The sequence below is a fragment of the Ruegeria sp. BHSA162 genome, assembly GCF_059613385.1.
This window is the reverse complement of the sequence record NZ_JBXWSK010000008.1, coordinates 39,497-64,234: the sequence shown is the minus strand read 5'-3', so window position 1 is coordinate 64,234 and position 24,738 is coordinate 39,497. Positions and strand designations below refer to the sequence as shown.

The window sequence follows — 24,738 nt, the reverse complement described above, 5'->3', positions numbered from 1 at the left end:
TTTGCCACCCACTAGGTGACGCTCGACATGCAAAGCCCGTCCTGCGACGCATAAATACTGTCTTTCGGCACCCCGATGACGTTCGCTTTTTTGGAGTTCCGGCTTCAGACCCCCCTAAGATCAACAGTCAAGGTTACTCTGCCGCGATCGCCTTCTCTTGCCGTCTCTCGACGTCTTCGATCAGCAGCGTGCGGGTCGGAAACGGGATATTGATATCGGCTTCGTCCAGCGCTTCTTTGACTTTGCGCTTCATGTCTGCCTGGTACTGGAAGTAGTCCGAAGACTTGCACCAAACGCGGACAAGAAAATCGACGCTGCTGCTGCCAAGGTTGTTCACCTGGATGAACGGTTCGGGATCTGCCAACGAACGGGCGTCCGACATGATCGTCTCGCGAATGACGCGCTCGGCCTCCGCCAAGTTGACGCCGTATCCAACACCGAACGTCCACTCGGCACGACGGGTTTCATAGACGGAATAGTTCTTGATGGTGTTTCCCCACACCTCGGCGTTGGGAACGATAACCTTGACGTTCCCCATATCCGCAATTTCGGTGTAATTAAGGGTGATATCTTTTACGGTTCCGAGCACGCCGTTCACGTCGACGAAATCGCCGATCTTGAGCGGCCGGAACAGGATGATCATCACGCCGGCTGCGACGTTGGACAATGTGCCTTGCAGGGCAAGACCAATGGCCAAACCCGCGGCACCGATCAGCGCGATGATCGACGTCGTCTGCACCCCGAACGTGTTCAGAATGAACAGCCCTGTAAACGCCAGGATCGTGTAGCGCGCCAGATTGCCGAGAAAGTTGAAAAGCGTGTCGTCAAGACGTTCCGATTTTTCACCGACGCCCCGGATCTTCCGGCTGACATATCTTGAAATCAAAAGCCCAAGCACCAACAGGATCAGCGCGGCGATCGTGTTAGCGACGAGGCCCAGAAGGGCCTCGAGCGTCAGCAGGTCGCTCAGCGATTTCCCGTCATACAGCTCGGTATTCAGAACTTGCGACAGTTCGGCCCAAACGGTGTTCGTCACGGTCTCTGCGGTCTGTGCAATCTCGTTTTCCATGGTGTTCCTCGAATTTCATCGCCTGAGTTTGGGTGTCTTGCAGCGCGGCCCTGCCGCGTCAGACCTCGATCACGGCGCTAGAGGCAAAGAACATGGCCTGGCTGACGGCCGATTTGACCTGTTCTTCGGTGTATGGTTTGGAAATCAAAAAGGCGGGTTCGGGGCCTTTGCCCGTCAGAAGGCGCTCGGGGAAAGCGGTAATGAAAATGACGGGGCAATCGCCGTGCTGGGCAATGATGCGGTTCACCGCATCGATTCCGCTGGATTTGTCCGCCAGTTGGATGTCCGACAAGATCAAGTCGAACGGCTCGCGCTCGGCCAGGTCAATGGCGGCTGTCTCGGTGCGTGCGACCCCAGTGACTCGGTGGCCCAGGTCGGTCACCATCGTTTCAAGATCCATCGCGATGATTGCTTCGTCTTCGATGATCAAAATGCGGCCAGAAGTGTGCCGGGCCATTTCCTCGTAGGCGATATCGATAAGTTTCTGAGCCTCGGCGGGTTCTATCTGCATGATCGCGGCGATATCGCTGACCGAGAACTCTTCGACCGTGCGCAGCAGCAAGGCCTCGCGCGTGTTCGGCGTCAGGCGTGCCAACTGGGCGTGGGCGCGCGTTTGGATGTCAGAGCTGTGGCCATCTGCGTCAACAGGCATTCCCGACGTTGACCAGATACCGTGAAAAACACGAAACAACGCGACCCGCGGCGTGAGATCGGCATCGAACTGGGCGGGATCTGCAAGGATCGCTTCAAGCGATGCAGCGGCGTAGGCGTCGCCACTGTCCTGTGAGCCGGTGAGGGCACGGGCATAACGGCGCAGAAACGGCAAGAGCGGGCCAATTTGATCTGCGACGGAAACTCCGGTCAGCTCGGTCATCTATGTTTTCCTCATTTTTTTCTCTAAACTCGGGAACCAAACGCTTACTGGGGCGTTATGGTTCCAGCAAAAGAAAAAATTTTTGATGATGCCATGACAAAACCACAACCCAGCCGAGAACATCGGCCAGAAATAGAAAAGCGGATCGACGAAAACCTCAAGCGGGCTTTCGATGAGGTTGCCAGCGAACCGGTTCCGGATCGGTTCGTCGATCTTCTTGAAAAACTGCGCAATCAGACCAGTGTCTCCAAAAGCGGTGACACGGGAGGCTCGGATGGTTGATCCGCGAGAAGAGCTCGTCGAACATATTGGCGCGATGCGTGCCTTTGCGATCAGCTTGTGCCGAAACGGCGCCACGGCCGATGACATCGTGCAGGACGCATTGATCAAGGCATGGAGCAATATCGACTCGTTCCAGGAAGGCACCAACATGCGGGCCTGGCTGTTCACCATCGTCCGGAACACCTATTTTTCTCTGCACCGCAAACGCAAGCGCGAGGTCGAGGATATCGATGGTGTCATGGCGGAGAGCCTGTCGCAGAAGCCCGACCATGACGGACGTTTGGCCTTGAAGGATTTTGCGGTTGCTTTTGAGCAGTTGACGGATGAGCAGCGCGAAGCGTTGGTGCTGGTCGGTGCACAAGGGTTTTCCTATGAGGAAGCAGCCGAGATGTGCGGCGTCGCCCTTGGAACGATCAAAAGCCGGGTGAACCGGGCCCGCGCGCAACTGGCCGAACTGATGGATTTGGAAGATGACGAACCCATCGAATTGACCGATGCGGTAACGGCGGCAATCGTTCAGACGCAACCGGCGGCCTGACGATCGATGGATGCGAAGCCGCGCAGCCTGACCGTTTATCTTGCCGCGCTGGTCACCTTGGCGCTTCTGCCGCTAGGGCTGATTGCGGTATTGCAGACACGCGCTGTTATTACCGAGGCCGACGAAAGATCGCGGGCCTCAGTGCTGGCGCGCACGATTGAGGCTGCCAGCCGGGAACGGGAGCTCTTGCAAAAAGCTGTAGGTGCAAGTTCGGGACTGACCGCCGCGCTTGCGGAGGGAAGCCTGGACAATGCCGCTTGTTCGGACCTCATGCGCCGGTTCGTCGAACGCCAGCCCGAGTTCGTATTTGCCGGGTTTATTCAGCCAAACGGGGTCATGGCCTGCTCGACCGTCGAGCGAGCCATCGATTTGTCGGACGCGCCCGGTTTCGGGCAGATCTCGGAAAATCCGCAGCTTACGTTTTCTGTCAATCGTGCCGGCGCGGCGACCGGGCAATCGGTGATCATCGTGACCCAGCCGGTCCTTACCAGGACCGAACTTGTGGGGTTCGTTTCCATCTCGATACCGCATGCGTTGGCGCGGACGCCCCTGGATGTTGGCAACATCGGGAGCGACGTCGTCATCGCCCTGTTCGACGCGACCGGAGAAGTGCTGTCGTCAAATGTGGGCTTGGACGCGGTCCAGCAATTCCTGCCGCCCGTGCACGAAAATCTGTTGGTTCTATCCAGTTCCGGCAAGACCTTTTCCGCCAAGACGGTTGGCGGCGAGGATCGGGTTTTTGCAGTTGCCATCATCATTCCGGGCGAAGTTGCCGTGATCGGCAGTTGGCCGCGCGAGGCGGCGCTGGCCTCTGTTGGCGCGGGCAGTACGGCCCTGACCATTGCGTTTCCCATCCTGATGTGGGTGACCGGACTGGGAGTTGCCCTGTGGGGCCTGCATCGGTTGGTGATCCGGCATCTCGACAGCTTGCGTTCCGCCGTTCGTCGCTTTGCCTTGGGCGAGCGCGACCCGATTGAAAGCCTTGCGGGCGCGCCGCAGGAGTTTCAGCAAATCCAGACTGCATTCAACCGCATGGTCTTGTTGATCCGCGAGGCTGAGGCACAGCACGAACGGGATCTTGTCGAAAAAACGCTGTTGTTGCGCGAGGTTCACCATCGTGTCAAAAACAACCTGCAACTGATCGCTTCGATCATGAACATGCACTTGCGCAAGGCCGAAACCCCCGAGGCCCGGCGCTTGCTGGAACAGTTGCAGCGTCGGGTTCGCGGCCTGGCCATGGTGCACCAGACCTTGAACCAGAACTCGCAGATGACGACGATCAACACCGAGGCTCTGATCGGGCATTTGGTGGCCGAACTGGCGCATCGACCGCCAATTCTGGGTCAGGTGGTCGAGGTCGACTGCCGGATCGCGCCGGTCGAACTGGGGCAGGATCAGGCCGTCACGCTGTCGATGCTGGTGGCCGAGGCGCTGACGAACGCGGTCAAATACGTAGGCGTTCCGCAGGACGGACCGCCGACAATTTCAGTAGAATTTACCCGACCCGAGGAGAGCACCCTGCATCTGAAAATCTCCAACACGCGCGGGCAGACGGACGACGGTGCAGATCTGTTCCACAGCGGCGGGATCGGTCAACGGCTGATGCAGGCCTTCCTTCGCCAATTGGACGGTTACGAAACCATAACCGAGACATCATCGCATTATGTATATGAGGTGACGTTCGAAATCGCCGAAGTAGAAGGGGATAGCGAACCACAGACCATTGCGGATGAGAGAGGCGGTGATGCCCGTGCCGCAGCAGAATGACTTTGAGGTCCTGATCACGGCCGAGCAAGCCTGGCCCGCCTTGGAAAAAGCGGTTCTGGAGGCCCGGCACCAGATCAAGGCAAGTTTTCGGATATTCGATTTCATGACACGGCTGCGCAGCGATGAGGCGCGCCGGATCGGCGATACCTGGTTTGACCTGATCGAGCATGTCATCCGCAAGGGTGTCTCGTTTCATTTGGTCATCAGCGATTTCGATCCGATCTTTGCGACCGAGTTACACGAACTGAGCTGGCGCACCAAACGGCAGGCAGTTGCGCTTGGGGAAATCCTTGGCCTAGAACTGGCCGCGCGCTTGAGCGTTCGCGTGTCCATGCATCCCGCGCAGGCCGGCGCATTGCCTTGGGCCACGCTGTTACCCGCGGTTTTGCGAAAAAAGGCGCAGCGGATGCAGGAACTGTCCCGCGAACGACGCGAACGGCAGGCGGTGCGGCTGGGGTCGGACACGCTGCCCCGGCTTCACACCGTGTCGCACCATCAGAAAGTCGCCGTGATCGACAATGAGGTCTGCTACCTCGGCGGATTGGACTTGAACGAAAGGCGCTTTGACACGCCGGATCACGACCGTCTGGCCAAGAACACCTGGTCAGACGTTCAATTGCTGGTCCGCGGATCCGAGGCCGCCGAAGCCGCGCGCCATATCGACCGGTTCGAACATGAAATCGCAACCGGAAAACCGGACCCAAAGGCAACCCACCTGCGCCGCACCCTGTCCAGCCCACGCCGGTTTGCGTTCTGGCGGCTCTCGCCAAAGACCATCGCGCATGAGATCGAGGATGAGCACATCGCTGCCTTTCAAGCGGCGCGGCAACTTCTGCACATCGAGACCCAGTATTTCAGATCAACCCGGCTGGCCGACGCCTTGGCTGAGGTGGGCCATTCCAAGCAGGATCTGAAACTGGTGCTTGTTCTGCCAGCCTTGCCCGAGGAAGTGGCCTTTGGCGGGCATGACGGACTGGACGCGCAATACGGTTTGGACCTGCAGGCCAAATGCCTGCAGATCATCCAGCAGGGGTTCCAAAACCGGGTTTCGGTGTCGACCCCGGTCCAACCGATTTCGGCCAGTGGGGCTGATGCCAGCGCTGAAGTTCTGAGCGGGTCTCCGATCATTCACGTTCACAACAAAGTTCTGGTGGTGGATGACAGCCATGCCCTGGTCGGGTCCGCCAACCTGAACGGACGGTCTTTGCGGTGGGACACAGAGGTCGCCCTTCGGATCACCGCCCGGCAGCGGGTCGCGGTTCTGCGGCAGGCCTTGGTGGACCATTGGTGGTTCTCGGACGATCTGCGCAGACAGATCGAGCCCGATGCCACGTTCGACTGGTGGGGGCGAGAGGTTCAGGCCAACGGCGTGCGGCGCCCCGAAGCGCGCAGCGGTTTCCTGGTCCCGCATGACGCAGACGTTGCGCGCGATATGCGGCAACCTCTTCCGGGGGTAACTGAAAACATCGTCTAGGTGGTCTAGACCGGGCTCATGACCTTGGGGTGCATCAAAACACCGAACCACAGCAGGATCGGCAGCGCGACGATGGCGCCGACCGGTCCCCACAGCCAAAGCCCAAAGATAATGGCGATGAATACGACCAGCGGGTTCACCTGCAGACGTTGGCCGACGAAGGCGGGTGTTACGAATTGTGCCTCGGACAGATTGATCGCCAGGAAAATCAGGGGGGGCAACAGGGCCGCGGCTCCGCCGAACTGGGTTAAGCCGGCGATCAGAAGGCCGGTCAGTATCATCAGCGGGCCGAGATACAGCACAAAATTCAGAAGGCCGGCGGCCACCCCCCAGACCACGGCGTCATTGATGCCGATCAGCCCCAAGGCCACGGCCGTAACAGTCCCGAGGCCGATATTGACCAACGTCACGGCAGCGAAATAGCGATAGACCGCGCGGTCGGCCAGATACAGCCGCTCCGTCAACGGGCCGGCTGCGGCATAGAGCTCGGGTCGGGTCAAAACGAAAAAGAAGAGCGTGCCGATGAAAATCAGGATCTTTGATCCGAAATTGGGCGCCAGCCACAAGGCATCCATCACTGACGGAAGGGCGGACTCCGTTTCCGCTGCCCCATCGGCGCCGACGGTTTCCTCGATCTCGCGTCCAAGCGTTTCGATACCCCGAATGAACTCGGACATCGCGGCGACCCAAGAGCGCAACTCGCGTTTGATGGCAGGCAACTGTTCGACCAGCGTGGACAGCAATGGTTCAAGCAGAAGGAATGCCGCGACGATGACGGTGCTGGTCACGAACAGCAGTGCCGAGGCGGATATCACACGCGGGCAACCGACCTTCTCAAGCTTGTCCGCAAGCGGGGCAACCACGACCCCCAAAACCAAAGCGAAGGTGATCGGCGCAACGATCGACCGGGCCAGGTACAAAGCGGTGATGATGGCAATCCCGGACAGGATCGCCAGCATCGCACGCAGGGCCGATGGAGAGCTGAAAGCAGTTTGCATGGGTGCGCTTCACTGACTGCGCAAAGCGTCAGAGGCCCGATCAGCGGCCTCATCCAGCCGTGCGTTGGCCGCGGCATGCAGTTTGTCCAGTTCTTCGTTCAAAACCCGTTGGGCCTGTCGCATCAGCTGATCGCGCCGATGGCCCAGCAACTCGTCCTCTTTGCGGGTGTTGGGCAGCAGAGCGCCAGCCAGAATACCTACGCCCAGCGCTAATGCTCCGGCCGCCAGCGGCTGATCATGAACGAAGGTTTGCGAGGCCTTCGCCGCCTTCCGCGCACGCTTCTCGACCGCTTGCTGCGCACTGATTGCGGCCTTGCGCGCCTCGATCACCCGGGCACGGGATTGGGGGGACAGCTTGTCCAGACCACGGTCCAAGGCGGCGGACAGCACGCTGGCAGATTGGCTGTGTTCAGTCATTCCGGTCATCTCCTGTTTCATGCGGCTGTCGGCGTCGGCGACACGCTGATCAAACCCGTTGAAGGCCTGCTGCGGAGGTACGGCCTGGGGCGGGGATTGGGTGCTTTTTGCGCCGGACCCGGGGCCCGCAACCAAAAGGGCTGCCCCTGCACCGAACAGAGCGAAGGCGGCCGGGTTTTTTCGAGCCGCGGACCAGAGCTGCGCACCGATCTGCCCACCATAGGCTTCAAGCGACGATTTCGCCTCGTCTGCCAGGCGCTGCGGCGCCAGCGTATCCGACAGAGCGTTCAGCGAGCGCGCAAGGGCGCTGCGTTCATATGCGATCTGCGTCTCAAGGGGTGTCAGGTCAGACATGGGTCGACTCCTTCATCGCTTCGATGTCGCGCTGCAGGTTTTTCATGGCTTTCTCGGGGACCAGCGCGGTGGCGGACATGCGGGACTGGCCAAAAAGCGCCAGGCACGCAGCAGCCAGTGCCAAGCCCGCGCCAACGAGCAACGAGGCCATACCCGCCGACAATCCATTGGCGGCGATATACGCGACTAGGGCTGTGGCCAGGAGGTTCAGCGCGATCATCAACAGGATCAGAGCAATGCCAATGCAGGCCAGCCCTACGCCCGCTCGCGTCAGGTTTCGGGACAACTCCTCCTTGGCAAGCTTTGCCTCAGCCTGAAGCAAACTCGACAGATGTTTGAGCGCGTTTGCCAAAAGCCCCGGTGCCGATCGCAGATCGTTGGGGTTATGCATCGCGGCCACCATTCATCCGCGCCAGCGCGCTGGTGTGGCCCGACGTATCGACCGAAGTCCCATGCAGCGGCGACGGATCAATATCCCAAGGATCTGCACCAAAAGATGCGGATTGAGCCGCGCCCGTATTGCGCGCGCTCAGAAAACGGGCTGCGGCAAACCCGGCCAGGGCAACCGATCCGACGAACAACAGCGGGTTTTGCTGGGCGAAATCAGAGACCTTTCGGCTCACACTGGCCAAATCGGCAGAGCGCACCTGCCCAGCCACGGCCTCCATGTTGTCCGCAATCCTCGACAGGACCTGATGCTGCACAGATTGGTCGGGAAATGCATCGGCAGCTGCGTCGGCTGCATGAGCGGCACTCTCAGCCTCCTGCGCTGCGCTGTCTTTCAAGGCTTCGGCCCGGGCCGAGGCCTCTGCGGTCACGGTGTCCTTAACCTTGTCGGCCAGATCTTGGGCATGGGCTTTTGCCTTCTCCGTGGTCTCAGTTCGACGTGGCATGGTTCGATCTCCTGTGTTGAGGTCTCGGTCACCCAACGCATGGCCGGCGAGATTGTTCCCAAGACCAGTTCGAACGCCACGGTGGACCCAGTTCGGATACCGTCAGATCGCCCTTGCACGTTGTCAGTTGCAGAAAAAACGCCGCCGCCCGGAACCAGCTCGCGTTTGGCGCGTTTCACTGACAGCGACGAAGCAATCGAAAGGAAGTTACGATGAACTGGGACCAAATTCTTGGACGCTGGACTGAATTCAAAGGCAAGCTGATCGAGCGTTTCGGCGAGCTGACTGATGACGAAATCGAACAAGCGCGCGGCGATCGCGAGCAACTGGAAGGCATCATCCAGAAGAAATACGGAGACTCGAAAGAGGACGTTCGGGAAATCGTGGATCGCCTGATGAAGGACATGTAGCGCAAAGCTGGATGCACATATCGCGTGGGGTGGCGTCAAACCAACGGCGCCCCACACACTCCCAAGACCGACCCCAAAGGTAATCACGAGCGCATGAAGCTGTCTGACCTCATCAACACGCCCGTTGTCTCAGCTGGAACCGACCACGCAATTGGTCGCGTTTCCGATATCGCCATCCGCGCTGGGCAGACCGAGTTGGAGTACGTCTTGGTCAATCTGAGCATGACCGGGGGGAATGACCCGGTGGCGTTCACGGCCGATACGCTCGATCTTGGCGCAAGCAAGATAGAGTGCGCGTTCTCCCAACAACAATTGGATCACCTTCATCAGCGCAAAGACGACGAAGATCCCCTTGCAGTGGCCATCGAAGGCCTGCCGCCCCTGGTCATAGGGCCGTTCGGCAACGCGATTGCACCGGTTGTGATGGGGGCGGTCCTGAATGACGCCCTCCGCCAACGCCCCCAACCCACGCCACCCGGTAGCAACTTCCGATGGTTTACGAAGTTGCAGGGCAACCCCGTGTTTGACTCGACTGGTGAGTTGGGCAGATTCAAGGATATTGAGTTCGACCCTGACACCAAGGCACTGCGGTTTCTTCTGATCGACGGGCGACCAGATATCCTGAGTTTTCCATTCGCCGAGTTACGCAATATTCCCGACGACGAACACTACATGGTTCTGTCCAGATCTTCCGATCCGCTGCACCCGGTCTGAGTATCTGGACACGGCTTATCAAACCGCGCAGATGCGCGGTTTTTTCTTTTTAAAACAAATATTTTTGCATTCTTTTGGGAACAAGTCGCGGCGTCATTCGTTTGTTCAACAAGACCGCGGGAAATGCGGTCAGAACAGACCAAAGGAGTGAGCTATGAAACGTTTTCTGACCACAACTTCGATCGTTCTGGTGATGTCGGCATCGGCCTATGCAGAAAGCTCGAATGTCGAAGAAGTCGGCAAGAACCTGGAAGAGGCAGCCGAGGCAGCCGGTGATGCGCTGTCGAATACCGCGCAGGATATCAAGAACGCTGCGCAGAACACGGCGGAAGACGTCGACCAGGCAGCCGAAGCAACCGGTGAGTACATCAGCGAAAAAGCTGGGCAGGTGGCCGATGCAGTCGACCCCACCACCATCGACATCGAGGGTTATGTCCCCGTTGCCCAAGGCACCATCCCGGCCGAAGATCTGACCGGCATGCGCGTCTATGACGTCTCGCAAGAGTGGATCGGCGAGATCGAAGAGGTCGTCGTTGACATGGACGGATCGGTCGATGGTGCCGTGATCGGCGTCGGCGGGTTCCTCGGCTTGGGGGAAAAGGATGTTCTGATCGATTTCTCGCGCGTGTCGCTGATGCGTGAAGTCGATGGTGATACCACCTATGCCTTCGTTCACGCGGACAAGGAGATGCTGAAGGACATGCCGGCCTACGAAGGGTCGTAAACGGCTCCTCAGTCGCAAAGCATGTGATCAAGCCGCCGGCCGATTTTTCGGTCGGCGGTTCTTTAATTCCCGTCCATCCGCCGCGATCAGATCAGCGGTCGTGGAACGGCCTCGGTGATTTCGACCAAGCCAAGCTCGGCCAGACCCTCAAGATCGTTGATCTGCAGCACATTGTTGGACCACTCGGCAAGGCCCAGATCCTTCAGCCGGCGCAGGGTCTTGTTCGTGTGAACCAGCGACAAGCCCAACGCATCCGCAAGATCCTGCTGCCGGTAGGGCAGCGGACACCGCAAGCCTTTGGCCAATCCGACGGCCTGCGACCTTGTGTAGAAGCGGTGCAGGCTCCACGCGATCTTCTCGATCGCGCCGCGCTGGCCAACGGTTGTCAGGGCGTCGCCCAGGAAATGCTCTTCGACGGCTGCCAGGAATGTAAGGTCAAAGGCCCGATCAGGCTGGTTCTGATATAACTCGAACAGCCGAGAGCGATTGAAAACGCACAGCCGCATCGCGGTTGTCGCTTCGACCGAGTGCCGCATCTCGCCCATGACCCCAGCCTGCAACCCGACCAGATCGCCTGGAAGCACAAAGCCGATGACCTGCCTGCGACCGTTTTCCAGCGTTTTGTAACGAACGCCCATCCCGCTCAGAACCGTGAACAGATGCGCGGATTTCGCACCCTCGATGAACAGCTGTGTTCCGGGTTCGGCCTGCATCTCGCCGGTTTTGAACCCCTGCATGAACCGCAGGTCGTCTCCCGAGAACGGCAGGAAGACATCCATCTGCCTCAGCGGACAGTCCGCACATGCGATCAGAGAAATTTTTCGTTTCTGTGTCATAGTTTATTGCGGCGCTGCGGGATTGCCCTACGGTGGCATCGAACAGATTTCAGGATGGTATTTATGGAAGCCTCTTCCCGCAGCGTAGCAGATGTTTTTATTGTTACGGAAAACTTTATCGAAGCAGCGGACATCAGTGACGCCATCCCCGGAGTTTCGCCCGATCGCATTGTCCATATCCGCGAGCTGCACGCGGGCGGGCATTTCTGGCAGGACCCCGAATTCGCCCCGGCCCTGAGCGTTCTGAGCTATCGCAGAAGTGAGACGTCATTTGACGCCGTCGCGCGGCTGTTGGTTGAACGCGGCAGTGCACTGTTGCTGCTGGACCCGTCCCCCGAGGTGCAAGCGCAATTTGAATGCGCGGCTCTGATACGGCCTTTCACGGCCGCAGATCTTGCCCGCAAGATCGCAGCCATTGATTTCAGTGGGAACGGGTTGAAGGTCGGTTCAGATCCTGGGTGAGTCGGCGCAGGGCGCATTGTGCCCCCAATATCCTTGAACGAAAAAAGCGCGGCCGATGCCGCGCTTTGATTTTGTACTGACAATTTCCGAACTGATCAGATCGCGCTGCGCGCGGCCTTCGGGCCAAAGATCAGCCAGCAGATGAATCCGATGACCGGAAGCAACAGAACGAAAAGGACCCACAGGATTTTCGCACCGGTCGTCGCAGGCGAACCGATGATCGAGATTATGGCCCAGATCGACAAAATCAGGACGATCAGACCGCCAATGCCATATACTTCCACCATACCGAAGTTCCTTTCGAATTACGTGTCGTTGTTCCTACGAGGAAACAACGCGATAGGTGGCCGAAAGTTCCCGACAAAGATCTGGGCGTGATCCCAGTTCTTTCAGAAGGTTTGAGGAACTTTGTACCTGACGGAACCAAAACGACCGGCAGAACGTTGGGTTTGAAGGTCGATACATGGGGTCAAAATGTCCGATAAAATCAAAGCGCCGCGAAAAGATCTTGTCGAGAAAGAAAGTGAGCGCGAAGCGGTCGAAGAAGCGTCCGGCCTGTCTCCGCGCCTGATATTCGAGACCATCCGCCAAAACGGCGAGGAGGAACTGGACCGCCCGACCAAAGCGTTGTTCTGGTCCGGGATTGCCGCAGGCGTGCTGATCAGCTTTTCGGTGCTCGGCGAAGCGATCTTGCGAGCACATCTCCCCGAAACCAGCGGGCGCTTTCTGATCGAGAACCTGGGTTATTCCCTCGGCTTTGTCCTGGTCATTTTGGGGCGGATGCAGCTATTCACCGAAAACACGATTACGACTGTTGTTCCAGCCATGATAAATCCGTCCGTTGCCTGCTTCACCAAAACCGCGAGGCTGTGGGCAATCGTACTGGGTGCCAATGTGCTGGGGGCGTTTGCGATATCTGCCTTCCTGATCCATACGCCGGTGTTGTCGCCCCAGCTCGTCTCGGTCATCAACGACCTGAGCCACCACGCCACCGGCATGGGCGCCTGGGTTGGCTTTCTGCGCGGAATACCGGCGGGAATCCTAATTGCGGCGATCGTTTGGATGCTGCCTTCGGCACAGAACAACGAGGTGCTGGTCATCGTCATCTTCACTTGGATGATTGCGGCCGGTGACTTTACCCACGTCGTTGCCGGATCGGTGGAAATGGCGGTTCTGATGCTTCAGGGGCAGTTGCCAGTAGGCGCAGCCGTTTTCAGCTTTTTCCTACCCGTTCTCGCCGGCAACATCATCGGAGGAACCGCTGTCTTCACGATGCTGGCCTACGCCCAGATCAAACCCGAAATAGAAGAAGACCCAAAGCGCGGCTGAGGCGCTTTGGGTCGTTGGGATGGCGGGCTGGTTGGCGTGGCAGTGACGAATAGCGCTGTCAGCGATTCCTGATGAAAAACCAGATCAGTAGACCGGCCAAACCCAAGCCGAGCATGGCCGGCAATACGTATTCGATGCCCATATCGGTCGCGGTGTACCGCGTGTTCTAACCGCGGTCCGCCTTGCGCAACGCGAGGCCCAGCAGGACACCCACGCCCAACGCTCCGACCATTGCCAAGCCCGGGTTCTCGCGCACGAATGCGGCACTTTTCTCGGATGTCTGTGTCAGCTGCTTTTGCGCCTCGTCGCGCGCCGTCTTCAACGTGTCACGCGTTGCGGTTACGCCATCTTCCAACGCTGATTTTGCCTCCTTGGCCACTTCGTCGATCCGCGCCGCCATCTCGACATGCGGAGTGTCCTGAGGGGCCTTCTTCGCCGTTTTCTGTGTCATGTCAGATCTCCTTTCATCGACCCAACGCGGGCGGTCGCCAAAGGTTCCACCAAAATGATCCGGAACGAATCTGGGGTTCCAAGCGTTGACCCGTCAGTAGTCACAAAAATGAAAGGAAATCCCATGTTGTCTTGGGCGCTGATCTTTTTCGCACTTGCTATCGTTGCTGGCATCTTCGGGTTTGGCGGCATCGCATCGGCCTCGGCCGGTATCGCACAGGTCCTTTTCGTGATCTTTCTGGTCCTGTTCATCGGTTCGCTGATCTTGCGGCTGATCCGTGGGTAAACTCCGGCGCATCCGCACTCCCTGAAACAGTACCCCGAGGTTCAAAGCCCCATGAAAGATGCCGTCCATACCCAAACCGCCGCCGAATTGCTGATTGCCTGCCTCGAGGCCAACGGCGTGACCTGTGCATTCGGTGTTCCGGGTGAGGAAACAATCGATCTGATCGCCGCAATCGACCAGTCGAGCATCGACTTCGTCCTGTGCCGGCACGAGCAGTCGGCGGCGTTCATGGCATCGGTTCACGGTCGATTGACGGGGAACCCGGCGGTTTGCCTTTCGACGCTTGGACCTGGAGCGACCAACCTTGTCACCGGTGTGGCTGACGCTACGCTTGACCATGTGCCGCTGATCGCCCTCACGGGACAGGGGGCGCGGTCCAGGCTGGGCCGCGAAAGCCATCAGATCATCGATCTCGAAGCACTCTTCGCGCCAGTCACCAAGTTGAGCCGAACGCTGATGGTTGCGGATGAAATCCCCCAAGTCGTGGCCGAGGCCGTGCGATTGAGCAAGCTCGACAAACCCGGAGCCGTCCATCTTTCCCTGCCCGAAGATCTGGCCGAGGTCCCGATTCTGGCCGAACCTTTCGTGGCGCCGCCGCCAGCCGAGGTGCGACCGGCGGCCGATGCGGTCATCCGTTCCGCGCGCCTGCTGGCCGAGGCGAAAAAGCCCTTGATCCTTGCGGGACACGGGGTGATCCGATCCGGCACCGCAAGCGACGTTCGGGCACTTGCAGAAAGCCTTTCTGCCCCGGTCGTCACGACATTCATGGCCAAAGGCGTTTTGCCTCCGGGGCACCCGCTCTCGCTGCATTCGATCGGTCAGCCGGGCAAGGAGTTGGCGTCTGAAGCCTTCGACCTGTGCGACCTGATCATTGCCATCGGGTTTGACCCGGTTGAATATCCACCCTCGAACATTTCGATAGGCGGTAAGAAGCCGGTTCTCGAGATCTCGGACGTGGCCTCGACTGTTGATGTGGACTGGCCGGTAAAGGCCGCTCTGACAGGCGACCTTCCGCACTGCATCGACGTTCTGGCGAAGGCCACGGCCGAACGTCCCCCGCAAAGCTGGTTCAAAGATCTCCAGCGGAGGATTGACGCCTCGCTGGAAGGCGGACCAACAGCTTCCGATGCCGCCTGCGTCGCGCCGTCTGCCATTTGTCAGGCGATTTCCGAAACGCTTCGCGAAAGCGACGTTCTATTGTCTGGCGTTGGCCTGCACAAACTTTGGGTCGCCAGCAAGGTTCAAGCGCGCCGGGCGGGCCAAATCATCATTCCGAACGGCCTGGCCGGTATGGGCCTTGCGCTGCCCGGAGCGATCGAGGCTGCCCGTCTGTTGGACGAGGGTCGGGTGATCGCCGTATGTGGTGATGGGGACTTCCTGATGAACGTTCAGGAGATGGAGACGGCGGCCCGGTTGTGCGTGCCTGTTACCGTTCTGATCTGGGAAGACAACGGCTATGGTCTGATCGACGAAAAACAGCCAGGTGCGCGCGAGTTTTCCTTCGGCAACCCCGATTGGGAGTCACTGGCCCGATCCTTTGGCTGGATCTACCACGATATCGAAAGTCACAGCAAACTTGCTCCTGCGCTGCAGGTGGCGGCTGACGTCGCCGTTCCGACCTTGCTGCGGGTGTCGGTCGACTATTCGGCTGATGGCGGGATGCCCACCGTCACCTGATTTTTCCGCCAAAAGTGGAACCAAATCCGCCTTTGGGCGTTTCTTCCCCAGTAGAAAAAAGGAGTTGTCATGACCGACGCATTGAACGTTGTCCCGAACGAAAACCCCGTTTCCACTGGCGTGCGCGACACCGCGCCCTTGGCCAAGGGTCTGGCTGATGTTCTGGCCGATACCTACCGGCTGACCTTCAAGACACATGCGTATCACTGGAACGTGGAAGGCCCGCTGTTCTATTCGATTCACAAGCTGACCGAAGAACAGTACGAAAACATGTTCGCCGCCGCTGATGAGATCGCGGAACGCATCCGCGCGCTGGGTCATCTGGCACCCTCGCGTATGTCCGACATCCTCGATTTCTCGGCCATCAAAGATCGCGAAGGGGACCTGTCCGCCGCCGACATGATCGAAGATCTGGCTGCTGACCACGAACGAGTGGCGCACCGCCTGCACGCCCTGACCGAGCTTGCAGGAAGCCGCAAAGACGTCGTGACCGAAGATCTGGCGACCGAACGTTCGGCTTTTCATGAGCGGGCAGCGTGGATGCTGCGGGCGATCTCCAAATCAAGCTGACGGGGTGCCCGGGCGCGTGTGTCGTTTTGCGACCCAACCGTGCGCGTTTAAGGTCTTGCGCAGGCTTGCCGAAAAACCGGCAAGCCTGCACATTTCAATCTGGTGACCAGTCCAAAGGGCGGCAATGTCTGGAAAAAACACGAAAAGCCAAAACTTGGCCGAGGAGCGGACCGACTGGGCCGAAGACCGCACGATTTTGGCAAATGAGCGCACATTTGCAGGCTGGATGAGAACCGGAATGGCATGCGTAGCCATCGCCCTTGGGCTCAAGGCCGTATTTTCCGCCGTCGAGCCCGAGTGGCTGGCGAAAGCCGCAGCCACTCTTTTTGTGTTGATCTCGCTGCTGATCTATTGGGGAGCCTGGATGAACGCCCGCCGCGTGTATTCCCGATTGGAAGCACACAGCGCCCAACCGGCATCTCGCTTCCACTTGCAGTTGGTTGTTGGGAGCCTGTCCCTCGGATCAATCGCATGTTGCCTTGTTTTGTGGCTTGTCTAATTGAGGCACTTGGCGTGCCCCCGTCGGGTGGTGGGGTTTGATTGTTGGTACATTATCGGCCTCTGGTCCACCGGCACGATGCATTCTGGCGCGAGCGGACAGTAGCCCAGTGAGCTGTGTGGCCTGACGGCGTTGTAGTGGACACGCCATTACTCGATCAGAATTCTGGCTTCCTTAGGCCGTAGAATAGCTCGCCGTTGTGCAGTTCATCGCGGAACCGTGCGTTGAAGCTTTCGCAGCAGCCGTTTTCCCAAGGTGAGCACATCGGCCTCCCACAGGATGTCCTCAAGCCCCCAGGCCTTGATCGGATCGAGCCCATGGCGCTGATAGCGGGCGAAATGCAGGTCGCCAAGAACCACGGGGGGCCGGTCTGGTACGGAATGGTCACATGGGTCAGGGCGGTGTCTTCAATGCAGCAAGGGGCGCATCGCCAGCGTCTCGGCGCGGTCGAGCATCCGGGCGACGGAGCGCAGGCTTGGGCGGCTCTGCCTGACGGCACCGGTCTCGAAGATGGCGGCAAGGGCGTCGACAGCAGGCGCGGGAAGGTTCCGCCGCGCGGCTTCGGTCATGGCGAAGTCCCTTAGCTGCCCCGTGGTCAGATCCGGCAGGTCCAGCACCACGCAGCGGCTCTGAAACGGTTCCGGCAGGCCCTGCCGGTTGTTCGCCGTCATCACCCAGTTGACCCAAGACATGTCCATCTTGACCTGGAAGAAAGGGCATTCCCAGGTCGCCGCCGTCATCCGCTCCAGCAGCGGCAGGAGCGCATCCGTCAGCGTGTGCCGCGTGCCTTTGTTGGAGTGGACCTCGTCGGCCTTCTCGATCTCGTCGATGATGACCAGCGGCCCGGCATGCCGGCTGTTCAGGACCGTGGTGACCAGCTTGCCCGCGTGGGCGCTGCCCCAGCCGCGCTGGGATCCGGTGAGCGCGAAGGACGCCGGCTCGCCCGTTGCGTCAATCTTGGTCGCGGGCACCTCCAGATGATGGGCCAGCCGCCGGGCCCAAAAGCTCTTGCCGATGCCGGGCGGGCCGATCAGGACGAGCGGGGTGAACCGGACACCCGGCAGGCCCTCGCGCGCCGAGGCCCGCAGCCCGTGCCAGACGGCTTCGCTGGCGGGCGCCATCCAGGGCATCTCGGCGTGGAGCGCGGCGGCGATCTCATCCGCCTCGTGTTCGGTGGTGATGCGGGTGACCGGCAGCCCGCCACGCAAGGGCGTCAGCTTCGCACGGTTCTCCTCGCTGAGATGAGACAGGCCGGACAGGGCGTCCAGCCGCTGCACGTAGCGGTGCGCGCGACGCCGGATCTTCCGCCGATCGGCCTCATTCAGATAGTCGAAGAACTGATCCATCTTGTCACGGCCGTCTTCATCGTCACCGGTCTGGGCCGCCTGGCGTTGCCTGCGGAGGCCGCGCAGAAATGTCTTCAGGCGCCGCTCGACCTCGTGCAGCGTCGGCAGGTCGTCTTCGAACCGCAGCGCATGGAATGGAATCGTGGTCGTGGCACGGGGCATCGCAGAATCCTTTCGTGGCGCGACAGGGCTTGCCGCGCTGGTGTCCACACCGCCGGGGCGGGCGGGGCTGATGGGTGTGAAAGGTTCCGGAACCTGTGGAACGATTAGGGAACATCTAACATGCTGCGTGTCAATGCATCCTGATTGGGTTGCGCCATCGAACCCGGCCGGAATGAACGAACCGCTACACGGCGCACAAGTTGTTGAAAGAACTGCGCTAAAAACAAAGCAGATTCGAGTTCAATTCAAAAAACCGTTTTTTGTCGCAAAAACGGACTTTGGATGTCGAACGTCACTAGGATCAGGAACTGGCGATCCCGGAAGGACTCGAACCCTCAACCTGCTGATTAGAAGTCAGCTGCTCTATCCAGTTGAGCTACGGGACCGCTGGGCCCTTCTTGATCGGTTTAGGGCCGGGGTTCAAGAGCCAAGCGCATGAACGCGCTGTTGGGATCGTCCCGATACCCAAAGATCGGACCGCAATAGCTGTATCGCAACGCTTCATAGAGTTTGCGTGCGGCGTCGTACTCGGCCAGATGGGCAGCGCCGGTTTCCAGAACCAGAGCAGAGATTCCGTCGGCGCGTGCGCATTCGGCCAGGTGGTTCATCATCGTCCGCGCCAAACCGCGCCCACGTGCTTTGGCCAGGATATGGACCGACTTCACCTCGGCCGTCCCGTCCGGCAAAGCCTTCAATGCGCCGCACCCCACAGGCTCGTCGTCGTCAAACAGGGCCCAGAACCGAATACCCGGCCCAGAGAGCGCCTCGGCATCCATCGTGTGATTGCTTTCGGCGGGTCCCGCGGTTTCGCTGTGCGCGAAATGCGCCTCGACCACCGGCCGCAGGGCAGCCGAAGTCGGATCCGCTTCGCGGATGTCAATCATTCAGTGGGTCCAGGGACCGCGGCGGTCTGTTGCAAAATTCTCGCCATACCCGCGCTGGCGCAGGTTGGGTTTGCGCTTGTGCGGTTCGCTGACCAGAACTTCGATGCCATGATCCTTGGCATAGTCCAACGCTTCTTCCTTGGTGTCGAACTTCAGGCGAACCTGGGATTGCGTGTCAGAAGACGATGTCCAGCCCATCAGCGGATCAACCTCGCGCGCCGACGCAGGCGCGAATTCCAAAACCCATTTGCGGGTCTTGGCCATACCCGACGTCATCGCATTTCTTGCAGGCTGGTAAATCCGTGCGCGCATGTCGCCTCTCCATACTCGGTTGGTCGCGACCGTTTATGCGTCAGAGTGCGGGCGGGGACAAGATTGCAAATGCCGCAGGGCCATGCAAATGACCGGCGCTGCAGGGGTTGCATGCGGACAAAATAAGAACAAATGTAAGAAGCCCAAGCGGAGCCTGCCGATGCCCTATGCACATTCTGACAAAACCCAGCTGACCGTCGACGATGTCCGCGCCCGCCTGAAGCTCGAGGGCGGCAAGCGGTTCGTCATGCATACGGAGTTTGCGCCGGCCGGGGATCAGCCAACGGCCATCAAGGAACTCGCCGCCGGTGTCCTGGACGGCGAGCGCGATCAGGTGCTGCTGGGTGCCACGGGCACCGGCAAGACCTTCACCATGGCCAAGGTGATCGAGGAAACCCAGCGCCCCGCCATCATCCTGGCCCCCAACAAGACGCTGGCGGCCCAGCTTTACGGCGAGTTCAAAGGCTTCTTCCCGGACAACGCGGTCGAGTATTTCGTCTCGTACTACGACTACTACCAGCCCGAAGCCTATGTGCCGCGCAGCGACACCTATATCGAGAAGGAATCGCAGATCAACGAACAGATCGACCGGATGCGCCACTCGGCCACCCGGGCGCTGCTCGAGCGTGACGACGTCATCATCGTGGCCTCGGTCTCGTGCATCTACGGCATCGGCTCGGTCGAGACCTACGGGGCGATGACGCAGGATCTGAAGGTCGGGAACGAATACGACCAGCGGCAGGTGATGGCCGATCTGGTGGCTCAGCAATACCGCCGCAACGATCAGGCCTTCCAGCGCGGCAGCTTCCGGGTGCGGGGCGATTCCCTGGAAATCTGGCCCGCCCACCTGGAAGACCGGGCCTGGAAACTCTCGTTCTTCGGCGAAGAACTGGAGGCCATCACCGAATTCGACCCCCTGACCGGCGAGCGCACCGACACGATGGAGCAGATCCGCGTCTATGCGAACTCGCACTACGTCACGCCGAAACCGACGATGCAGCAGGCGATCCTCGGCATCAAAAAGGAGCTGCGCCAGCGCCTCGACCAGCTGGTGGGCGAGGGCAAACTGCTGGAAGCGCAGCGGCTGGAACAGCGCACCAATTTCGACCTGGAAATGCTCGAAGCCACCGGCGTCTGCAACGGGATCGAGAACTACTCGCGCTATCTGACCGGCCGCGCACCGGGCGAGCCGCCCCCGACCCTGTTCGAATTCATCCCCGACAACGCCATCGTTTTCGCCGATGAATCCCACGTCAGCGTACCGCAGATCGGCGGCATGTACCGGGGCGACTACCGGCGGAAATTCACGCTGGCCGAACACGGGTTCCGCCTGCCCTCCTGCATGGACAACCGTCCCCTCAAGTTCGAGGAATGGGACGCCATGCGCCCGCAGTCGGTCTTCGTCAGCGCCACCCCGGCCAAGTGGGAACTGGAGCAGACCGGCGGCGTCTTCACCGAACAGGTGATCCGTCCCACGGGCCTCTTGGACCCCGAGGTTGAAATCCGCCCCGTCGAGATGCAGGTCGACGACCTGCTGGACGAGGTGCGCAAGGTTTCGGCCAAGGGGTTCCGCACGCTGGTCACCACGCTGACCAAACGCATGGCCGAAGACCTGACCGAATACATGCACGAACAGGGCATCAAGGTCCGGTACATGCATTCCGACATCGACACGATCGAGCGGATCGAGATCCTGCGCGACCTGCGGCTGGGGGCCTTCGACGTGCTGGTGGGCATCAACCTGCTGCGCGAGGGGCTCGACATTCCCGAATGCGGTCTGGTCGCCATTCTGGACGCCGACAAAGAGGGCTTCTTGCGCTCGGAAACCTCGCTGATCCAGACCATCGGCCGCGCCGCCCGCAACGCCGAGGGCCGCGTGATCATGTATGCCGACCGCATCACCGGCAGCATGGAGCGCGCGCTGGAGGAAACCAACCGCCGCCGCGCCAAGCAGATCGCCTATAACGAGGAGCACGGCATCACCCCCGAGACGGTGAAGAAGAATGTCGAGGACGTTCTGGCCGGTCTCTATGCAGGCGACGTGGACATGAACCGCGTCACCGCCACCATCGACAAACCGATGCACGGCGCCAACCTCGAGGCGCATCTGGACGGGTTGCGCGAGCAGATGCGCAAGGCGGCCGAGAACCTGGAATTCGAAGAAGCCGCCCGCATCCGGGATGAGATCAAGCGGCTGGAAGCGGTCGATCTGGCCGTCGCCGACGACCCCATGGCGCGCCAATGGGCGGTTGAGAAAGCCTCGGAAGACGCGGTTCGCTCGCAGGGGCGGTCAACGGCCGGACGGCCGGGGCAGCGGGGTGGGAATGTGAAAAGACGGAAGCGGTGAGTGCACGCAACTATATAGCGGATAATCGGCGAGCGATTACTTTTCTTTGCCCCTTGTCGTAGGTTTTCCCGAGCCAGTGTTTTGGCTGGAATTCCCGCCCTGTGTTCTACCACCCTTGTAAGTCGACTGTGGTGAAGAAGAACCACGTTTTGACGCGCCGCCTGTTGATACGCTGGGTTTTCCCGAAGATGGTTTCTTTGCCATTTTTCCCTATACAAGATTTAGCAACCAAGCTGGAATCTGCGCACATCCTAAAACAACTGCACGCCAAAGATTTACTCGTGCTTCCAAGATAACTTTTTCATTTTCGTCAAAATATGCATCGCAGTCTTTGGCTAACTGAGCTTTTGTGTCTTCTAACGACTCCATTTTTGTTTCACGATTTAGCACCCAATTGGGATTAAGCTCAAAGTGGCACGTTCTTTGAGCGACACTAACCATCGCAGCAAAGTACAGTGACAAAGAGAACGTGACTATTACTAACCAAAATTCGGCGCGTATCGACAAAAAGGAGAAATCATCACTCCCAACAAACTCTTAACGTCAACCAATCCGGCAAAAACAGTTCCAACCAAACCTGTCATGGCGGCGGCCATACCCGCTTGGTTTCGAGCATATCTCAAATCTTCCTTTTGCGAACGCAGTTGAGAGTATGCAATCTCAAACGCCAATTCTTTTTGGGACATACAAATGCGCAGTTCTAGCAATATCAACAGCTACGAGTTATGCATGAAAATCAATACACTTCAAGAAACTGTGTCTACAGTCAAGCAAGCATAGATGGGTGCTCGCACCATCTTTTCTGACGGTCTCACAATGATGGATGAAGTCACCTTTCCTACGTACCCCGTCCTGCCCACCGCTCCAAAATCCACCCTTGCCACCCACCTCCCCCTCCTCCACGTTTGAAATCACAAATTGTGATTCCAAACGGCTGCCATGACGAACCCGAACACCCTGCCCAGCACGTATGAGGTCCAAAACGCCATTCACCGGGTGCGCGGAACCCGCGTGGTGCTGGCCGAGGATCTGGCGCGGTTCTACGGAAAATCCGTCAGCGCCTTCAATCAGGCCGTCTCGCGCAACACCGACCTGTTCGAGGGCTACCGGTTTCAGCTGACCGACGCCGAGGTGGCCGATTTGATATCACGGAATGTGATTTCAAAGCCCAAAGGCCGCGGCGGGCGGCGGGTCAATCCGTGGGTCTATACCGATTACGGCGTGGCCATCGCCTCGACCCTGTTCAAAGACCCGCGCGCGATCAAGATCACCCGCATGATCACCGAGGCCTTCGTCGACGGCGCCAACGCCCTGGCTGAAACCCCACGCAGCGCGCCCGAGATCCTGCCGCCCCAAGACGCCCCCGTCCCGCTGCTGCCGAATGGCGAGCAGTTGCGGGCGCTGGCCGAAAACATCCTCGATTCCGGGCAGCAGAGCCTTGTCGATTACATCGCCAACCCCACCACCAAGCGGCAGCAGGCGGTGGCGGTGATCATGAAGACGCTGGCCGAAACCGCAGGCGAGGAAGTGCGCACCCAGCACGAGCGCCTGCGCCTGCGCATCGCCGAACGGTTGGCCGCGGGCGACTATGCCGATGACGATGATCGCAAGCGGCTGATCGAGCTGCTGCAGGCGATGAAGGGCTAAAGCCCCAGCTCGGCCCGCATCTTTTTCGTCAGCTTGGCCACGACCATCTCGTAGGACGTCACGATGTGGTCGCGCAGGGACGCGTCGCTCATTCCGCGTTCGTCGTAAACCTGCAGCCATTTCATGCCGCGCGAGGCCAGGTAGGGCGCGGGCCGGATGCCGGGCTGATCCTGCAGCACCTCATAGGCCAGGTCGGTGGCCTTGAAGGTAAAGGCGTCCTTGCCGTTGTTCCAGCCGCAGATCGCGAACACCTTGCCACCCACCTTCCACACATCCGCATTGCCCCACTGCACGACGTGGCTCGTGGCCTTGAGAGAGGCGCAGAAGGTGTTGAATTCGTCCCGGGTCATGACGCCGATCCTGACGGGCCGGCAAGGATTTCGCAAGCAAGCATGACCTGTCGGGCCTAACCGAACAGGTCTTGCAGAACGTCGCCGATTTGAACCGTCGCCGCGCTGGACCAGTCTGGCCGATAGGACGGTTTTCGCACCTGGTACTCGGTTCCGGTGCCCGTGCCCGACCAGACGCCATCGAAGAACAGAGCGCGCTCCTTGCGCCGCCGCGGGCGTATTTCAGGCGGCCGCCGCCAATACATGATCGCGCGTCGAGCACCGGCCACATCCCCTGCCTTCCATCTGCGCACCCAAACGGCCCGGTCTATGGCCCCAGTGTTGTAGTGAAAGGACAAGGCCGCGCCCAACTGCGCCTCGGTCAAGGCGTGGCCGGCAAAGGCCGTTTCCACCGCAGGCAGATAGTTGGTGCGGATAGCCCACTCATACACTTCAAAACAGCGTCGCAAGGTCTGGGGGTTATCCAGATAACGCGGCCAGACCGTGTGGCCCGAGGCCGACGTGATCCCCACACTCCAGGTCCAGACATCAACGGAATCCAGATAGGCCTCGCGCACGATCGCTTCGTGCGAGATAAGCTCGGCGGCAATACGCGGTGTGATCTTGTAAGGCATCAGGCCATCCCCGAGTGGCGGCCGATGTCACCCCTTGTCCCAGTGGGCAATGACATCATACCCCATCGGCGTCGGAGGTCCTTCAAGATACTCGGCAAACTGGCCCCACAACTCGGCAACCTTGGGGGCGTTTGCGTTTGATGTCGCCTCGCTTTCGACGACCGAGATCACATAGCCGCTGCCGTCCTCGTTCATCACATTCGTAAAGCAGTGCATACCGGGCATGCCCATGATCTGATCCTTCAGATCGTTCATTCGGGCCGTGGCGGCCTCGCGGGTGCCGGGCTTCATCTTGAACTGGGTAACGCGTGCAAACATGGTTGTCCTCCCTCGCTTGGGGTCCAGACCCCGAACCGCGGCAAACTGCCAGCGGACGGTATGATCCTACCACGTCCTGACCAAATCACGCAGGGACACAGGCAACGCGATCATGTGCGAGAAAAGGTTCAACCA

The 24,738-nt window shown here is 59.7% G+C and carries 32 protein-coding genes, 1 tRNA gene and 1 pseudogene; 15 read left to right on the top strand and 19 right to left on the bottom strand.

Going from position 1 to position 24,738, the window contains the following annotated elements; all coding sequences use genetic code 11:
* Positions 1–133: 133 nt before the first annotated feature.
* Entirely contained in the window at positions 134–1,069 is a 936-nt protein-coding gene (locus tag AC2FM5_RS04775; protein WP_496734172.1) for a mechanosensitive ion channel family protein, read from the bottom strand.
* Between the two features lie 58 nt (positions 1,070–1,127).
* On the bottom strand, positions 1,128–1,943 hold the full coding sequence (locus tag AC2FM5_RS04770; RefSeq protein ID WP_170510848.1) for a response regulator: 816 nt from the start codon (positions 1,941–1,943) through the stop codon (positions 1,128–1,130).
* Between the two features lie 57 nt (positions 1,944–2,000).
* Between AC2FM5_RS04770 and AC2FM5_RS04765 the strand changes: the two genes are divergently transcribed.
* Genes AC2FM5_RS04765 through AC2FM5_RS04750 form a run of 4 tightly spaced genes read left to right on the top strand, consistent with a single transcriptional unit; the run spans position 2,001 to position 6,004 of the window.
* A complete protein-coding gene (locus tag AC2FM5_RS04765) occupies positions 2,001–2,225 on the top strand; it encodes a NepR family anti-sigma factor (RefSeq protein WP_254440412.1) in 225 nt (74 codons plus the stop codon).
* Positions 2,218–2,763, top strand: a complete 546-nt coding sequence (locus AC2FM5_RS04760) for an RNA polymerase sigma factor (RefSeq protein ID WP_170367748.1) — start codon at positions 2,218–2,220, stop codon at positions 2,761–2,763. The genes AC2FM5_RS04765 and AC2FM5_RS04760 overlap by 8 nt, the downstream gene beginning before the upstream one ends.
* Before the next feature lie 6 nt (positions 2,764–2,769).
* Positions 2,770–4,530 carry a sensor histidine kinase gene (locus tag AC2FM5_RS04755; protein ID WP_496734169.1) on the top strand — a complete coding sequence of 587 codons (1,761 nt, stop codon included), beginning with the start codon at positions 2,770–2,772 and terminating at the stop codon, positions 4,528–4,530.
* Positions 4,508–6,004 carry a phospholipase D family protein gene (locus tag AC2FM5_RS04750; protein ID WP_170510844.1) on the top strand — a complete coding sequence of 499 codons (1,497 nt, stop codon included), beginning with the start codon at positions 4,508–4,510 and terminating at the stop codon, positions 6,002–6,004. The genes AC2FM5_RS04755 and AC2FM5_RS04750 overlap by 23 nt, the downstream gene beginning before the upstream one ends.
* Positions 6,005–6,009: 5 nt before the next feature.
* Here AC2FM5_RS04750 and AC2FM5_RS04745 read toward each other — a convergent pair whose 3' ends face one another.
* The 4 genes from AC2FM5_RS04745 to AC2FM5_RS04730 are packed head-to-tail and all read right to left on the bottom strand — an operon-like array spanning position 6,010 to position 8,666.
* Complete coding sequence (locus AC2FM5_RS04745; RefSeq protein WP_496734166.1) at positions 6,010–7,002, bottom strand: AI-2E family transporter; 993 nt, start codon at positions 7,000–7,002, stop codon at positions 6,010–6,012.
* 9 nt (positions 7,003–7,011) lie between these two features.
* Positions 7,012–7,773 carry a DUF883 family protein gene (locus tag AC2FM5_RS04740; protein ID WP_170360304.1) on the bottom strand — a complete coding sequence of 254 codons (762 nt, stop codon included), beginning with the start codon at positions 7,771–7,773 and terminating at the stop codon, positions 7,012–7,014.
* Entirely contained in the window at positions 7,766–8,176 is a 411-nt protein-coding gene (locus AC2FM5_RS04735) for a phage holin family protein (protein WP_254430011.1), read from the bottom strand. The genes AC2FM5_RS04740 and AC2FM5_RS04735 overlap by 8 nt, the downstream gene beginning before the upstream one ends.
* Positions 8,157–8,666, bottom strand: coding sequence for a hypothetical protein (locus AC2FM5_RS04730; protein ID WP_170441704.1), 510 nt, complete (start codon positions 8,664–8,666; stop codon positions 8,157–8,159). Before AC2FM5_RS04730 ends, AC2FM5_RS04735 begins: the two co-directional genes overlap by 20 nt.
* 212 nt (positions 8,667–8,878) lie before the next feature.
* Here AC2FM5_RS04730 and AC2FM5_RS04725 point away from each other — a divergent pair, with 212 nt between their 5' ends.
* The 3 genes from AC2FM5_RS04725 (at position 8,879) to AC2FM5_RS04715 (ending at position 10,514) form a co-directional block, all read left to right on the top strand.
* Positions 8,879–9,076, top strand: coding sequence for a CsbD family protein (locus AC2FM5_RS04725; RefSeq protein ID WP_170365257.1), 198 nt, complete (start codon positions 8,879–8,881; stop codon positions 9,074–9,076).
* 93 nt (positions 9,077–9,169) lie between these two features.
* Positions 9,170–9,790, top strand: coding sequence for a PRC-barrel domain-containing protein (locus AC2FM5_RS04720; protein ID WP_496734163.1), 621 nt, complete (start codon positions 9,170–9,172; stop codon positions 9,788–9,790).
* 154 nt (positions 9,791–9,944) lie between these two features.
* Positions 9,945–10,514, top strand: coding sequence for a PRC-barrel domain-containing protein (locus AC2FM5_RS04715; RefSeq protein ID WP_170373028.1), 570 nt, complete (start codon positions 9,945–9,947; stop codon positions 10,512–10,514).
* A gap of 86 nt (positions 10,515–10,600) precedes the next feature.
* On the opposite strand, the gene AC2FM5_RS04710 is transcribed toward AC2FM5_RS04715, so the two are convergent.
* Positions 10,601–11,350 (bottom strand): Crp/Fnr family transcriptional regulator, encoded by a 750-nt coding sequence (locus AC2FM5_RS04710; protein ID WP_170373029.1) that lies wholly within the window; start codon positions 11,348–11,350, stop codon positions 10,601–10,603.
* A 63-nt stretch (positions 11,351–11,413) separates the two neighbouring features.
* Between AC2FM5_RS04710 and AC2FM5_RS04705 the strand changes: the two genes are divergently transcribed.
* Positions 11,414–11,812 (top strand): hypothetical protein, encoded by a 399-nt coding sequence (locus AC2FM5_RS04705; protein WP_496734161.1) that lies wholly within the window; start codon positions 11,414–11,416, stop codon positions 11,810–11,812.
* A gap of 95 nt (positions 11,813–11,907) precedes the next feature.
* On the opposite strand, the gene AC2FM5_RS04700 is transcribed toward AC2FM5_RS04705, so the two are convergent.
* Positions 11,908–12,099, bottom strand: a complete 192-nt coding sequence (locus tag AC2FM5_RS04700; protein WP_496734159.1) for a PLD nuclease N-terminal domain-containing protein — start codon at positions 12,097–12,099, stop codon at positions 11,908–11,910.
* 187 nt (positions 12,100–12,286) lie between these two features.
* On the opposite strand from AC2FM5_RS04700, the gene AC2FM5_RS04695 reads away from it, so the two are divergent.
* Complete coding sequence (locus AC2FM5_RS04695; protein ID WP_170360292.1) at positions 12,287–13,141, top strand: formate/nitrite transporter family protein; 855 nt, start codon at positions 12,287–12,289, stop codon at positions 13,139–13,141.
* A gap of 166 nt (positions 13,142–13,307) precedes the next feature.
* Here AC2FM5_RS04695 and AC2FM5_RS04690 read toward each other — a convergent pair whose 3' ends face one another.
* Positions 13,308–13,592 carry a DUF883 family protein gene (locus tag AC2FM5_RS04690; RefSeq protein ID WP_170367725.1) on the bottom strand — a complete coding sequence of 95 codons (285 nt, stop codon included), beginning with the start codon at positions 13,590–13,592 and terminating at the stop codon, positions 13,308–13,310.
* 123 nt (positions 13,593–13,715) lie between these two features.
* Here AC2FM5_RS04690 and AC2FM5_RS04685 point away from each other — a divergent pair, with 123 nt between their 5' ends.
* From AC2FM5_RS04685 to AC2FM5_RS04670, 4 genes are all read left to right on the top strand, one after another.
* Positions 13,716–13,877, top strand: a complete 162-nt coding sequence (locus AC2FM5_RS04685; RefSeq protein ID WP_170339293.1) for a DUF1328 domain-containing protein — start codon at positions 13,716–13,718, stop codon at positions 13,875–13,877.
* A gap of 51 nt (positions 13,878–13,928) precedes the next feature.
* A complete protein-coding gene (locus AC2FM5_RS04680; RefSeq protein ID WP_496734156.1) occupies positions 13,929–15,554 on the top strand; it encodes an acetolactate synthase large subunit in 1,626 nt (541 codons plus the stop codon).
* Positions 15,555–15,623: 69 nt separating this feature from the next.
* Positions 15,624–16,124: a Dps family protein gene (locus AC2FM5_RS04675; protein WP_496734154.1), complete on the top strand. Its 501-nt coding sequence runs from the start codon at positions 15,624–15,626 to the stop codon at positions 16,122–16,124.
* 124 nt (positions 16,125–16,248) lie between these two features.
* Entirely contained in the window at positions 16,249–16,623 is a 375-nt protein-coding gene (locus AC2FM5_RS04670) for a YidH family protein (protein ID WP_170360284.1), read from the top strand.
* Here AC2FM5_RS04670 and AC2FM5_RS04665 read toward each other — a convergent pair.
* The 6 genes and pseudogenes from AC2FM5_RS04665 to AC2FM5_RS04640 all read right to left on the bottom strand — a co-directional run.
* A pseudogene (locus AC2FM5_RS04665) lies at positions 16,620–16,882 on the bottom strand (integrase core domain-containing protein); the annotation flags it as partial. The gene AC2FM5_RS04670 and the pseudogene AC2FM5_RS04665 sit on opposite strands and share 4 nt — an antisense overlap.
* On the bottom strand, positions 16,830–16,982 hold the full coding sequence (locus AC2FM5_RS04660) for a hypothetical protein (RefSeq protein ID WP_244952476.1): 153 nt from the start codon (positions 16,980–16,982) through the stop codon (positions 16,830–16,832). The pseudogene AC2FM5_RS04665 and the gene AC2FM5_RS04660, both read right to left, overlap by 53 nt.
* A 48-nt stretch (positions 16,983–17,030) precedes the next feature.
* A complete protein-coding gene (locus AC2FM5_RS04655) occupies positions 17,031–18,131 on the bottom strand; it encodes an AAA family ATPase (protein ID WP_496734152.1) in 1,101 nt (366 codons plus the stop codon).
* A gap of 309 nt (positions 18,132–18,440) precedes the next feature.
* Positions 18,441–18,517 (bottom strand) — tRNA-Arg (locus AC2FM5_RS04650).
* Between the two features lie 21 nt (positions 18,518–18,538).
* On the bottom strand, positions 18,539–19,015 hold the full coding sequence (locus AC2FM5_RS04645) for a GNAT family N-acetyltransferase (protein ID WP_170343251.1): 477 nt from the start codon (positions 19,013–19,015) through the stop codon (positions 18,539–18,541).
* Positions 19,016–19,327 carry an ETC complex I subunit gene (locus AC2FM5_RS04640; RefSeq protein WP_093963390.1) on the bottom strand — a complete coding sequence of 104 codons (312 nt, stop codon included), beginning with the start codon at positions 19,325–19,327 and terminating at the stop codon, positions 19,016–19,018. It lies immediately after the preceding gene.
* A gap of 160 nt (positions 19,328–19,487) precedes the next feature.
* On the opposite strand from AC2FM5_RS04640, the gene uvrB reads away from it, so the two are divergent.
* Entirely contained in the window at positions 19,488–21,674 is a 2,187-nt protein-coding gene (uvrB, locus tag AC2FM5_RS04635; RefSeq protein WP_170526026.1) for an excinuclease ABC subunit UvrB, read from the top strand.
* A 479-nt stretch (positions 21,675–22,153) separates the two neighbouring features.
* Here the strand turns inward: uvrB and AC2FM5_RS04630 are convergent, their stop codons facing one another.
* Positions 22,154–22,360 carry a hypothetical protein gene (locus tag AC2FM5_RS04630; RefSeq protein ID WP_496734149.1) on the bottom strand — a complete coding sequence of 69 codons (207 nt, stop codon included), beginning with the start codon at positions 22,358–22,360 and terminating at the stop codon, positions 22,154–22,156.
* Positions 22,361–22,613: 253 nt separating this feature from the next.
* Here AC2FM5_RS04630 and AC2FM5_RS04625 point away from each other — a divergent pair, with 253 nt between their 5' ends.
* The gene (locus tag AC2FM5_RS04625) at positions 22,614–23,321 is read left to right on the top strand and encodes an ORF6N domain-containing protein (RefSeq protein WP_496734147.1); all 708 of its coding nucleotides are present in this window, start codon (positions 22,614–22,616) and stop codon (positions 23,319–23,321) included.
* Here AC2FM5_RS04625 and AC2FM5_RS04620 read toward each other — a convergent pair.
* From AC2FM5_RS04620 to AC2FM5_RS04610, 3 genes are read right to left on the bottom strand one after another with little or no spacing between them, the layout of a single operon-like run.
* Positions 23,318–23,671 (bottom strand): MmcQ/YjbR family DNA-binding protein, encoded by a 354-nt coding sequence (locus AC2FM5_RS04620; RefSeq protein ID WP_496734145.1) that lies wholly within the window; start codon positions 23,669–23,671, stop codon positions 23,318–23,320. The two genes, AC2FM5_RS04625 and AC2FM5_RS04620, sit on opposite strands and share 4 nt — an antisense overlap.
* Before the next feature lie 56 nt (positions 23,672–23,727).
* The gene (locus AC2FM5_RS04615; RefSeq protein ID WP_170343256.1) at positions 23,728–24,285 is read right to left on the bottom strand and encodes a lysozyme; all 558 of its coding nucleotides are present in this window, start codon (positions 24,283–24,285) and stop codon (positions 23,728–23,730) included.
* 27 nt (positions 24,286–24,312) lie between these two features.
* On the bottom strand, positions 24,313–24,603 hold the full coding sequence (locus tag AC2FM5_RS04610; RefSeq protein WP_170360267.1) for an NIPSNAP family protein: 291 nt from the start codon (positions 24,601–24,603) through the stop codon (positions 24,313–24,315).
* Positions 24,604–24,738 lie beyond the last annotated feature (135 nt).

Bases quoted from the DNA above. Each gene is read 5' to 3' on its own strand.
- AC2FM5_RS04775 (WP_496734172.1), bottom strand. From the start codon at position 1,069: ATGGAAAACGAGATTGCACAGACCGCAGAGACCGTGACGAACACCGTT.
- AC2FM5_RS04770 (WP_170510848.1), bottom strand. From the start codon at position 1,943: ATGACCGAGCTGACCGGAGTTTCCGTCGCAGATCAAATTGGCCCGCTC.
- AC2FM5_RS04765 (WP_254440412.1), top strand. From the start codon at position 2,001: ATGGTTCCAGCAAAAGAAAAAATTTTTGATGATGCCATGACAAAACCA.
- AC2FM5_RS04760 (WP_170367748.1), top strand. From the start codon at position 2,218: ATGGTTGATCCGCGAGAAGAGCTCGTCGAACATATTGGCGCGATGCGT.
- AC2FM5_RS04755 (WP_496734169.1), top strand. From the start codon at position 2,770: ATGGATGCGAAGCCGCGCAGCCTGACCGTTTATCTTGCCGCGCTGGTC.
- AC2FM5_RS04750 (WP_170510844.1), top strand. From the start codon at position 4,508: ATGCCCGTGCCGCAGCAGAATGACTTTGAGGTCCTGATCACGGCCGAG.
- AC2FM5_RS04745 (WP_496734166.1), bottom strand. From the start codon at position 7,002: ATGCAAACTGCTTTCAGCTCTCCATCGGCCCTGCGTGCGATGCTGGCG.
- AC2FM5_RS04740 (WP_170360304.1), bottom strand. From the start codon at position 7,773: ATGTCTGACCTGACACCCCTTGAGACGCAGATCGCATATGAACGCAGC.
- AC2FM5_RS04735 (WP_254430011.1), bottom strand. From the start codon at position 8,176: ATGGTGGCCGCGATGCATAACCCCAACGATCTGCGATCGGCACCGGGG.
- AC2FM5_RS04730 (WP_170441704.1), bottom strand. From the start codon at position 8,666: ATGCCACGTCGAACTGAGACCACGGAGAAGGCAAAAGCCCATGCCCAA.
- AC2FM5_RS04725 (WP_170365257.1), top strand. From the start codon at position 8,879: ATGAACTGGGACCAAATTCTTGGACGCTGGACTGAATTCAAAGGCAAG.
- AC2FM5_RS04720 (WP_496734163.1), top strand. From the start codon at position 9,170: ATGAAGCTGTCTGACCTCATCAACACGCCCGTTGTCTCAGCTGGAACC.
- AC2FM5_RS04715 (WP_170373028.1), top strand. From the start codon at position 9,945: ATGAAACGTTTTCTGACCACAACTTCGATCGTTCTGGTGATGTCGGCA.
- AC2FM5_RS04710 (WP_170373029.1), bottom strand. From the start codon at position 11,350: ATGACACAGAAACGAAAAATTTCTCTGATCGCATGTGCGGACTGTCCG.
- AC2FM5_RS04705 (WP_496734161.1), top strand. From the start codon at position 11,414: ATGGAAGCCTCTTCCCGCAGCGTAGCAGATGTTTTTATTGTTACGGAA.
- AC2FM5_RS04700 (WP_496734159.1), bottom strand. From the start codon at position 12,099: ATGGTGGAAGTATATGGCATTGGCGGTCTGATCGTCCTGATTTTGTCG.
- AC2FM5_RS04695 (WP_170360292.1), top strand. From the start codon at position 12,287: ATGTCCGATAAAATCAAAGCGCCGCGAAAAGATCTTGTCGAGAAAGAA.
- AC2FM5_RS04690 (WP_170367725.1), bottom strand. From the start codon at position 13,592: ATGACACAGAAAACGGCGAAGAAGGCCCCTCAGGACACTCCGCATGTC.
- AC2FM5_RS04685 (WP_170339293.1), top strand. From the start codon at position 13,716: ATGTTGTCTTGGGCGCTGATCTTTTTCGCACTTGCTATCGTTGCTGGC.
- AC2FM5_RS04680 (WP_496734156.1), top strand. From the start codon at position 13,929: ATGAAAGATGCCGTCCATACCCAAACCGCCGCCGAATTGCTGATTGCC.
- AC2FM5_RS04675 (WP_496734154.1), top strand. From the start codon at position 15,624: ATGACCGACGCATTGAACGTTGTCCCGAACGAAAACCCCGTTTCCACT.
- AC2FM5_RS04670 (WP_170360284.1), top strand. From the start codon at position 16,249: ATGTCTGGAAAAAACACGAAAAGCCAAAACTTGGCCGAGGAGCGGACC.
- AC2FM5_RS04655 (WP_496734152.1), bottom strand. From the start codon at position 18,131: ATGCCCCGTGCCACGACCACGATTCCATTCCATGCGCTGCGGTTCGAA.
- AC2FM5_RS04645 (WP_170343251.1), bottom strand. From the start codon at position 19,015: ATGATTGACATCCGCGAAGCGGATCCGACTTCGGCTGCCCTGCGGCCG.
- AC2FM5_RS04640 (WP_093963390.1), bottom strand. From the start codon at position 19,327: ATGCGCGCACGGATTTACCAGCCTGCAAGAAATGCGATGACGTCGGGT.
- uvrB (WP_170526026.1), top strand. From the start codon at position 19,488: ATGCCCTATGCACATTCTGACAAAACCCAGCTGACCGTCGACGATGTC.
- AC2FM5_RS04630 (WP_496734149.1), bottom strand. From the start codon at position 22,360: ATGTCCCAAAAAGAATTGGCGTTTGAGATTGCATACTCTCAACTGCGT.
- AC2FM5_RS04625 (WP_496734147.1), top strand. From the start codon at position 22,614: ATGACGAACCCGAACACCCTGCCCAGCACGTATGAGGTCCAAAACGCC.
- AC2FM5_RS04620 (WP_496734145.1), bottom strand. From the start codon at position 23,671: ATGACCCGGGACGAATTCAACACCTTCTGCGCCTCTCTCAAGGCCACG.
- AC2FM5_RS04615 (WP_170343256.1), bottom strand. From the start codon at position 24,285: ATGCCTTACAAGATCACACCGCGTATTGCCGCCGAGCTTATCTCGCAC.
- AC2FM5_RS04610 (WP_170360267.1), bottom strand. From the start codon at position 24,603: ATGTTTGCACGCGTTACCCAGTTCAAGATGAAGCCCGGCACCCGCGAG.